At 64.2% G+C, this 8604-nt stretch carries 7 protein-coding genes and 1 pseudogene; 4 read left to right on the top strand and 4 right to left on the bottom strand.

The window, feature by feature from the left end:
* The 3 genes from JWR89_RS14130 to JWR89_RS14120 form a co-directional block, all read right to left on the bottom strand.
* A partial coding sequence (locus tag JWR89_RS14130; protein WP_299717202.1) for an ABC transporter permease occupies window positions 1-697 on the bottom strand: 697 nt, incomplete at its 3' end.
* Window positions 684-1775: an ABC transporter permease gene (locus JWR89_RS14125; protein WP_299717200.1), complete on the bottom strand. Its 1092-nt coding sequence runs from the start codon at window positions 1773-1775 to the stop codon at window positions 684-686. The genes JWR89_RS14130 and JWR89_RS14125, both read right to left, overlap by 14 nt.
* Window positions 1759-3330 carry an ABC transporter ATP-binding protein gene (locus JWR89_RS14120; RefSeq protein WP_299717198.1) on the bottom strand — a complete coding sequence of 524 codons (1572 nt, stop codon included), beginning with the start codon at window positions 3328-3330 and terminating at the stop codon, window positions 1759-1761. The genes JWR89_RS14125 and JWR89_RS14120 overlap by 17 nt, the downstream gene beginning before the upstream one ends.
* Before the next feature lie 591 nt (window positions 3331-3921).
* Here JWR89_RS14120 and JWR89_RS14115 point away from each other — a divergent pair.
* The gene (locus tag JWR89_RS14115) at window positions 3922-4962 is read left to right on the top strand and encodes a hypothetical protein (protein WP_299717196.1); all 1041 of its coding nucleotides are present in this window, start codon (window positions 3922-3924) and stop codon (window positions 4960-4962) included.
* An 88-nt stretch (window positions 4963-5050) separates the two neighbouring features.
* Here the strand turns inward: JWR89_RS14115 and JWR89_RS14110 are convergent, their stop codons facing one another.
* Entirely contained in the window at window positions 5051-5557 is a 507-nt protein-coding gene (locus JWR89_RS14110) for a nucleoside deaminase (RefSeq protein ID WP_299717195.1), read from the bottom strand.
* 126 nt (window positions 5558-5683) lie between these two features.
* Here JWR89_RS14110 and JWR89_RS14105 point away from each other — a divergent pair, with 126 nt between their 5' ends.
* From JWR89_RS14105 to JWR89_RS14095, 3 genes and pseudogenes are all read left to right on the top strand, one after another.
* On the top strand, window positions 5684-6943 hold the full coding sequence (locus JWR89_RS14105) for an allantoate amidohydrolase (protein ID WP_299717194.1): 1260 nt from the start codon (window positions 5684-5686) through the stop codon (window positions 6941-6943).
* A 337-nt stretch (window positions 6944-7280) separates the two neighbouring features.
* Entirely contained in the window at window positions 7281-8168 is an 888-nt protein-coding gene (locus JWR89_RS14100) for a dihydrodipicolinate synthase family protein (protein WP_299717192.1), read from the top strand.
* Between the two features lie 146 nt (window positions 8169-8314).
* Window positions 8315-8604: pseudogene (locus JWR89_RS14095) on the top strand (xanthine dehydrogenase family protein molybdopterin-binding subunit); the annotation flags it as partial.

Genomic DNA, 8604 nt, shown 5'->3' with positions numbered 1-8604 from the left:
ACGCGAACACCACCAGCGCCAGCGCGATCCAGCCGCGGCCGGCGGTCATGCCGGGAATGAAGAACGGCGTATAGGCCAGCGGCAGGTAGGCGCCGGCGAGTCCCGCGCAGGCCCCGCCGAACATCACGGCATAGAGCCGGATGCGCAGCACGGGATAGCCGAGCGCATGGGCGGACGCGTGATTGTCGCCGGCAGCGCGCAGGATCAGCCCGGCACGGGTGCGGTACAGGAACAGCCACACCGCGATCACCAGCAGTAGCGACAGGTATACAAAGCCGTCTTCGCCAAACAGGATGCGGCCGAGGAACGGGATGTCGGTCAGGCCGGGAATGTAAAGATGCGCCGCCGGCGTGATGCGCTCGCCGACGAAGCCGGCGCCGATCAGGCCTGACAGGCCGATGCCGAGGATCGTCAACGCCAGACCGGTGGCGACCTGGTTGACTGCGAGGCCCAGCGTCATGACAGCGAATACCAAAGACAGCGCCACCCCGGCGAAGATCCCGCACAGCGCGCCGACGAAGATCGAGCCTGAATACAGCGCGCCGCCGAAGCCGCAGGCCGCACCCATGATCATCATGCCTTCAACGCCGAGATTGAGCACGCCGGCGCGCTCGGTGACCAGTTCGCCGGTGGCTGCGATCAGTAGCGGCGTCGAGGCCGCCAGCACGGCCAGGATGATGGCTTCAAGCAGTCCCATCGGCGGCCTTTCGCTGCGGCAGGATCAGCTTGATCCGGTACAGAATGAGCGAGTCGCAGGCCAGTACGTAGAACAGCAGGATGCCCTGGAACACCTTGGTCATGTCGAGTGGGATCTTCATTGCGATCTGCGCCTGTTCGCCACCGATAAAGGTCAGCGCCAGGAAAAGCCCTGCAATTAGTATTCCAACCGGGTTGAGCCGGCCGAGGAATGCAACGATGATCGCGGTGAAGCCGTAGCCCGGCGAGATGCCCGGCTGCAGATGGCCGATCGGGCCCGCAACCTCGATGATCCCCGCGAGCCCGGCGAGCGCGCCGGAGATCGCGAAGGTCAGCAGGATGAGCCGGTTCGAGCGGAAGCCGCCGAACCGTGCCGCGCGCGGGGCTGCGCCGACAACGCGGATTTCGAACCCCTTGATGGTGCGGCCGAGCAGTACGGCGGCAGAAGCTACCACGATCAGCGTGATGACGACCCCGAGATGCAGCCGGCCGCCTTCGACGATCAGCGGCACGGTGGCCACGGGATCGAACTCGGCCGTGGTCGGAAAATTGAACCCGGCGGGATCGCGCCACGGACCGCGCACGAGATAGTCGAGGAACAGCTCGGCGACATAGACCAGCATCAGGCTGACGAGGATCTCGCTGGCGCCGAACCGCACCTTGCAGATCGCCGGGATCAGCGCATACAGCGCGCCGGCAACCGCGCCCATCAGCAGCATGGCGGGCAGCACCCAGACGCCGGCATCGGTGCCCTGGGTCTTCACCGCGATCCAGCTACCGGCCACGGCGCCAACCAGGAACTGGCCCTCGGCGCCGATGTTCCAGACATTGGCGAGGTAGCACATCGACAGCCCGATCGCGATCATCACCAAAGGCGCCGCCTTCACCGCGATCTCCTGCAGCGAATAGCTGTCGGTCAGCGGGGTGATGAAATACACCGCCAACGCCGAAATCGGGTTCTTGCCGAGCGCCAGGAACAGGATGCTCATGGTCACGATGGTCAGGCCGATGGCGATCAGCGGCGACACCAGCGCAATGGTGGTCGAGCGCTCCGCGCGTTTTTCAAGCACCAACTGCATCGTGCGGCTCCTTCGGCGTGAGGCTGCTACCGCCCATGAGCAGGCCAAGCTTTTCGCGGCTGGCGTCGGCCGTCGCCAAGGGCTCGGACAAGCGGCCGTGGAACATCACCGCGATACGGTCCGCGATCTCGGCGAGTTCGTCGAGGTCCTGGCTGGTCACGAGGATGGCGCAGCCCTCGGCGGCGAGATCGAGCAGGGCCTGGCGGATCACCGCCGCGGCGCCGGCATCGACGCCCCAGGTCGGCTGGCTCACCACCAGCACCACCGGATTGCGCAGGATCTCGCGCCCCACGATGAACTTCTGAAGGTTGCCACCCGATAGAGAGGCGGCTTCCGGATCGCGCTTGGCCTTGCGGACGTCGAACGCCTTTGTCGCGCGATCCACGGTAGAGAGCGTGGCCGCGGTGTTGATGAAGCCGTGCTGCACCATGCCTGACGCGGCGTGGCCGGTGAGCAGCGCGTTCTCCGACAGCCGCATCCGCGGCGCGGTGCCGTGGCCGAGGCGTTCTTCCGGCACGAAGGCGGCGCCGAGCTTGCGCCGGTTGGTGATGGAGAGATGGCCGGCGGCATGGCCATCGATCACGATCGTGCCGGGGTCCTGGGCGGGCCGTTCGCCGGAAAGTGCTGCGAACAATTCGTCCTGGCCGTTGCCGGCGACGCCGGCGATCCCGAGGATTTCGCCGCCCTTCAACTCCAGGGAAATGCCGCGCAAATGGACGCCGTGCGGATCGTCGGGATCGAGGTTGAGATCGTTGACCACGAGGCGGGGCACCGTCGTCTGCCGTCCGGCCCTGGCCTTCACCTGCTGGATGTCGGCGCCGACCATCATTCGCGCCAGCGATGCCGCGGTCTCCTCGTGCGGAATGCAGGTCGAGATCTTCTTGCCGCCTCGCAGAATGGTTGCGGTGTCGCAGAGCCGTTTCACCTCGTCCAGCTTGTGGCTGATGTACAGGATCGAGCGGCCTTCCGACTTCAGCCTGTCGAGCACGATGAACAGTTGATCCGCCTCCTGCGGTGTCAGCACCGCCGTCGGTTCGTCAAGGATCAGGAATTTCGGATTCTGCATCAGGACGCGGACGATCTCGATGCGTTGGCGCTCGCCGACCGACAATTGCCAGACCTCGCGCTTGGGATCGAGCGGCAGCCCGTAGACATGGGAGACCTCCTCGAGCCGCGCCGACATGTCCTTGAAGGATTCCTTGCCATCGAGGCCGAGGGCGACATTTTCCGCCACCGTGAGGTTGTCGAACAGCGAGAAGTGCTGGAACACCATGCCGATGCCGCGGGCGCGCGCATCGTGCGGGCCGGACAGCACCATCTTCTCACCCTGCCACAGCATCTCGCCTTCGCTCGGCTGGATCAGGCCGTAGATGGTCTTCACCAGCGTCGATTTGCCGGCCCCGTTCTCGCCCAGCAAGGCGTGGATTTCCTGCGGCCAGATCTCGATGTCGATGGAATCATTGGCGAGAAAGCTGCCGTAGCGCTTGGTCAGACCGATGGTCTGCAGCAGCGGCGTCTGGCCGGCGCGCGGATCTGGAGGCGTCGGATCTAACATTCGCTACCCACGCGTGAGAGGAAAGAGTGCTTCAATTGTGTGCCAAATCGGAATGCAGCGTAAATCCCGAAAAAGCGCCAGCGCTTGCTCAGCGATTCAGCAGTTTTCCCGTCCGACGGGATTGTTCATGGGCTTTCCCGTGAGTCGCCCGCAAACGTGGCGTAGCATCTTTGCACGGGTGTTTTGACGCCTAGCTCGCCGATGTGTTGCGAAAATGTGACGCCGCTCCCTAAATGATATCAGGATCTTCCTCGCCTGCCGAGAAGATGAGCAGACGTTTTCAGCCAACCGGGACCGACCGGCGAGCCGTCGGAGCGGATAAGGATTGCATACACCGGATGCGTCAGAACGTCGCGAAAGACCAATCTTTACAGGCTCTAACTACACACTTGCGTGAGGTGTGCCGCATCCGGTCCACACCCGGCGAATAGCCTACACGCGCGAAAAACCCCGAACTTATTGGCTTTCTTGATGAAACTTGTGGCAACCGCTGGAGAAAGTTGAGGCTTCTCACTGTGAACGATTGCAGCAAGTGTCCGATCAAGACACGAACTATCAAAACATTCGTCACTCACGTGGGGGTATTTCAACATGACCTATAGTTACCGCGCATTGGCAGCCGCGACGATGCTGTCCCTTGCTACACTCGCGCCGATGAGCGTGGCCAGCGCGGCCGACATGGCGCCGTTTCCGGTCAAGGCAAAGCCGATCATCGACGTCCCGTTCTTCCTCGTGAACGATAACCGCGTCACCTTTGCCTATCAGTTCGATGGCGCCGATCCGGGCGTGACCAAGAAGACCGCCAAGCAGGTTTATGCCTTCACCCACTTCGATATCTGGGCTTACGGCACCAACTTCTTCACCATCGGCCTGGAGAAGGCCGATCACGCCAGCCCGGCCAATCCTTGCGCTGGACTGCCCGGCAGCCCGACGGGCTGCGAAGGCGCCACGGAAATCTACGGTCTGATCCGCAGCACCTTCGGCTTCAACGAAATGTTCAGCACCAAGTCGTTCTCCTACGGCCCGCTGCGCAACGTGTCGCTGGTCGTCGGTGCAGATGGCAGCACGGAAAACCGCTTCTTCTCCGCGTCGAAGCGTGACGTCGTCGCCGGTCTGCAGTTTGCCTTCGACCTGCCCTACAAGGGCTTCTTCAACGTCAACCCGTTGTTCTACTACGAATTCGCCAACCGCAGCACGTTCACGCAGTGCGGTCTTTTCCCGGGAGCGATTCCAGGTGTGAACTGCAACAGCGACGGCAATCGCAAGTTCGATCCGACCTGGGCTGTTGAAATGAACTACTACATGGACCTCGGCTTCCTGCCGCCGAGCCTGCAGTACTTCGCCATCAGCGGTCGCGCCGGTTTCTACGGGCCGAAGGGTGGTGAAAACGGCCAGATCGTCGGCACCGCGACCAAGACCGAACTCAATGCCGAGCCGATCCGCCTGACCTTTGACGCCAGCAAGGCGATCTGGGGCGAGAAGTACACCCATAACGTCGACGTGTGGGTGGCTTATCGTCTCTGGAGGAACAAGTTTGGCCTCGACGAGAAAGCCAGTGCCGCTTGCACGGTCCTTGCGGCGGGATCCTGCAGAGAGGATTCGCTGTACTCGGGCATCACCGTCAAGTTCTGACCTGACGTTACAAGTTGCATGAGATGGCGCCGCGGTAATTCCGCGGCGCCATTTTCTTTAGGCTCGCTCCGATTGGCAGGGCGCCAGATTATTTTTGCGCCGCCCAGAATCCCTCGTGCAGCGTGGCGGCTTCATCCTCGAGTAGCGGGCCGACGACCTCGATATCCTTTTGGCCCGCCGCGAACACCGTGCGGCACGGCAGGTCCAGTGTCGGGTTTTCCGGATGGTCGCCCGTGATCGCCTTCAGCCTGGCCTCGCCGAGGCCAAACACCACCCGCCCGATGCCGGTCCAGTAGATCGCGCCGGCGCACATGGCGCAGGGTTCGGCGGAGGAATACAGCGTGCTATGCTTCAGGACGTCGGCGCCAAATGTCGTCGAGGCCTCCGTGCACAGCAGCCGCTCGGCATGCGCCGTACCGTCATGGGAGGGCATGAAGGCGTTGCCGGCTTCCAGCAGCAGTTGGCCGTTCGCATCGACCAGCACCGCGCCGAATGGATGGTTGCCGTGGGCGACGGCGCGACGCCCGGCCTCGAAGGAGCGGCGCAGAAACAGCTCGTCGCGCTCGGCCACACTCAATCCTGCAACATCGTCCATCGTCGCTCCTGTGCTCCGGTTGCCGGAATCTGCTAGATTCGCCAGAACGCGCACGCCGGACTAGGATTTTCGGCGACACAGGTCTGACGTCGCGGCGCTGCCGCTCAACAAAGAAGCATGATTGCGATGGAAGCGAAAGTAACCGGGCCTAACAGCCTGTCGCTCAGCGACGAGATCGTCCGCCGCATCCACGCGCTCGCTGCGATCTCCGAGACGCCGGACAACCTGTCGCGCATATTCCTCACGCCGGAACATCGCGCCGCCGCCGATCTGGTCATGGGCTGGATGCGCGACGCCGGCATGGCGGCGCGTCTCGACGCCATCGGCAATGTCTGCGGCCGTTACGACGGCGAGCGAACTGGCCTGCCGTGCCTGATGCTGGGTTCGCATTACGACACCGTGCGCGATGCCGGCCGCTGGGACGGGCCGCTCGGCCTGATCACCGCGATCGCTTGCGTCGGCGATCTGCACCGCCGCGGCGTGCGGCTGCCGTTCGCGGTGGAAGTCACCGGCTTCGCTGACGAGGAGGGCGTGCGCTTCGCCTCCACGCTGCTCGGCAGCCGCGCCATCGCCGGCACCTTCGACGAGAGCGCGCTTGGCGGCCGCGACAAGCAGGGCATCACCATGCGCGAGGCAATGGTGGCGTTCGGGCTCGATCCCGACCACATCGGCGCCGCGGCGCGGGCGCCGAGCGAGTTGCTGGCCTATGTCGAACTGCACATCGAACAGGGGCCAGTGCTGGAGGCGAACAAGCTGCCGGTCGGCGTGGTCACTGCGATTGCCGGCGCAACGCGGCTGGCGGTGGAATTGCGCGGCACGGCCGGCCACGCCGGCACGGTGCCGATGGCGCTGCGCCGCGACGCGCTGGCGGGTGCGGCCGAATGCATCGTCGCCATCGAGGAGTTTTGCAGCAGCGATCGCGACGGGCTGGTCGGCACCGTCGGCTATATCAACGCCATGCCCGGCGCGACCAATGTGATTCCCGGCATGGTGTCGTTCACCATCGACATCCGCAGCCCCAGGGATTCCTATCGCAAGCTGGCGGTCACCGACATCGTCCGCCACATCGAGGAGATCGTGAAGCGGCGCGACCTGCAACTCGACATCAACGTTACCCATGAGAACCGCACCGTGCCGTGCGCGCCGTGGCTGCAGAAGCATGTCGCGGAGGCGGTGAAGGCCGAGGGTTTTCGCGCGTTCGAACTGCCGAGCGGCGCCGGCCATGACGGCATGGCGATGATCGACATCGCCGATGTCGCGATGCTGTTCGTGCGCTGCCGCGGCGGTGTCAGTCATAATCCCGCCGAGCACGTCGATGACGCCGATGTCGAAGCCGGCGCCAAGGTGCTGCTGCGGCTGATCGAGAATTTCAAGCCGAAGGGGTAGCCTTCCACTTGTCCCGGACGCGCTGCGGCATTCTTATGCCGCTGCGCAGAGCCGGGTCCGTCCCGAACGCCGGAGCCCGCAACGGCCCCGGCGCTGCGAAGCGATACTGCGTATCGCATCGCGTCCGAGGCAAGTGAGTGGGTGCCGGTGTCTGCTGCACCTCTGCCGCCATGCCACGGCCGTTGACAATCGCGCGCCGGATTCCGAAGGTCATGGCAATAAGACCTAAAAATCCGGAGGACGCCATGAGTGACGGCGAGATTTTCAAGAGCGGGCTGGTAGCTGGGCGCGATGGGCTTTCGATCGCGCTCGCTGGCGTCACGCTGGGAGGCAAGGCGTGATCCCGAACCGGGCCGATTTTCACGGCGTGTTTCCCTATCTGGTGTCTCCAACCGATGCGGAGGGGAAAATCAGCACCAACGTGCTCGGCCGGCTGTGCGACGATCTGATCGGCGCCGGCGTGCACGGGCTGACACCGCTCGGCTCCACCGGCGAGTTCGCCTATCTCGGCCGCGATCAGCGCAAGGTCGTGGTGCGGGCCACCATCGAAGCCGCGCGGGGCAGGGTGCCGGTGGTAGCGGGCGTCGCCTCGACCTCGACGGCCGACGCCGTGGCACAGGCGAAGTCCTACCAGAAGTTCGGCGCCGACGGCATTCTGGCGATTCTGGAGGCCTATTTCCCGCTCAAGGACGCGCAGATCGAATCGTATTTTCGCGCCATCGCGGACGCGGTGGATATTCCCGTGGTGATCTACACGAACCCGCAATTCCAGCGCTCCGACCTGACCCTCGACGTGGTGGCGCGGCTCGCCGAGCATCCGCGGATTCGCTACATCAAGGACGCCTCCACCAACACCGGCCGGCTGCTGTCGATCATCAACCGTTGCGGTGGCGAGCTGCAGGTGTTCGCGGCCTCGGCGCATATTCCGGCGGCGGTGATGTTGATCGGCGGCGTCGGCTGGATGGCGGGCCCGGCCTGCGTGGTGCCGCGGCAAAGCGTCAGGCTCTACGATCTGTGCAAGGCGCATCGCTGGGACGAGGCGATGGCGTTGCAGGGCCGGCTGTGGCGGCTCAACGAAGCCTTTGCGCGCTACAATCTCGCGGCCTGCATCAAGGCCGGGCTATCGATCCAGGGCTATGAGGTCGGCGATCCGCTGGCGCCGCAGGCAGCGCTGAACGCCGACGAGCGCAAGGTGATCGAGACGTTGCTGCAGGACGTCGGCTGACCGTTTGATCGGCGACCGGCAGACACAAATCGGCAGCGGAATATTCCATGCAACACGGGCTTTCTGCCTTGTGCGGAGGCCAGTTGGCCGGCGCACGGCTTATGGGCTAGAACCGAACCAGCCAGTCTCGCGATAAGGATCCACGGATGAACATTCTGCCCGGCAACATGCGTTTCGGCGCGGGTCTTTCGCCCAAGCGTCTCGAAGACCAGCGACTTCTCACCGGACAGGGCCTTTTCATCGACGACAAGCCGGAAGACGGTGCGCTGTGGCTACACGTGCTGCGCTCGCCCCATGCCCATGCCAAAATCACCTCGATCGACATGGCCGCAGCCAAGGCGATGCCGGGCGTCGAAGCCATCTACACCGGTGCCGACCTGGTTGCCGAGGACATCGGCACGCTGCCGACGCTGCCGATCTTCAAACGGCCGGACGG

This window comes from Tardiphaga sp. (assembly GCF_028290785.1).
Classification (GTDB): domain Bacteria; phylum Pseudomonadota; class Alphaproteobacteria; order Rhizobiales; family Xanthobacteraceae; genus Tardiphaga.
This window is presented reverse-complemented; position numbering and strand designations above follow the sequence as displayed.

Excerpts from the sequence above, each read along its gene's own strand:
- JWR89_RS14125 (WP_299717200.1), bottom strand. The coding sequence starts at position 1,775 with ATGCAGTTGGTGCTTGAAAAACGCGCGGAGCGCTCGACCACCATTGCG.
- JWR89_RS14120 (WP_299717198.1), bottom strand. The coding sequence starts at position 3,330 with ATGTTAGATCCGACGCCTCCAGATCCGCGCGCCGGCCAGACGCCGCTG.
- JWR89_RS14115 (WP_299717196.1), top strand. The coding sequence starts at position 3,922 with ATGACCTATAGTTACCGCGCATTGGCAGCCGCGACGATGCTGTCCCTT.
- JWR89_RS14110 (WP_299717195.1), bottom strand. The coding sequence starts at position 5,557 with ATGGACGATGTTGCAGGATTGAGTGTGGCCGAGCGCGACGAGCTGTTT.
- JWR89_RS14105 (WP_299717194.1), top strand. The coding sequence starts at position 5,684 with ATGGAAGCGAAAGTAACCGGGCCTAACAGCCTGTCGCTCAGCGACGAG.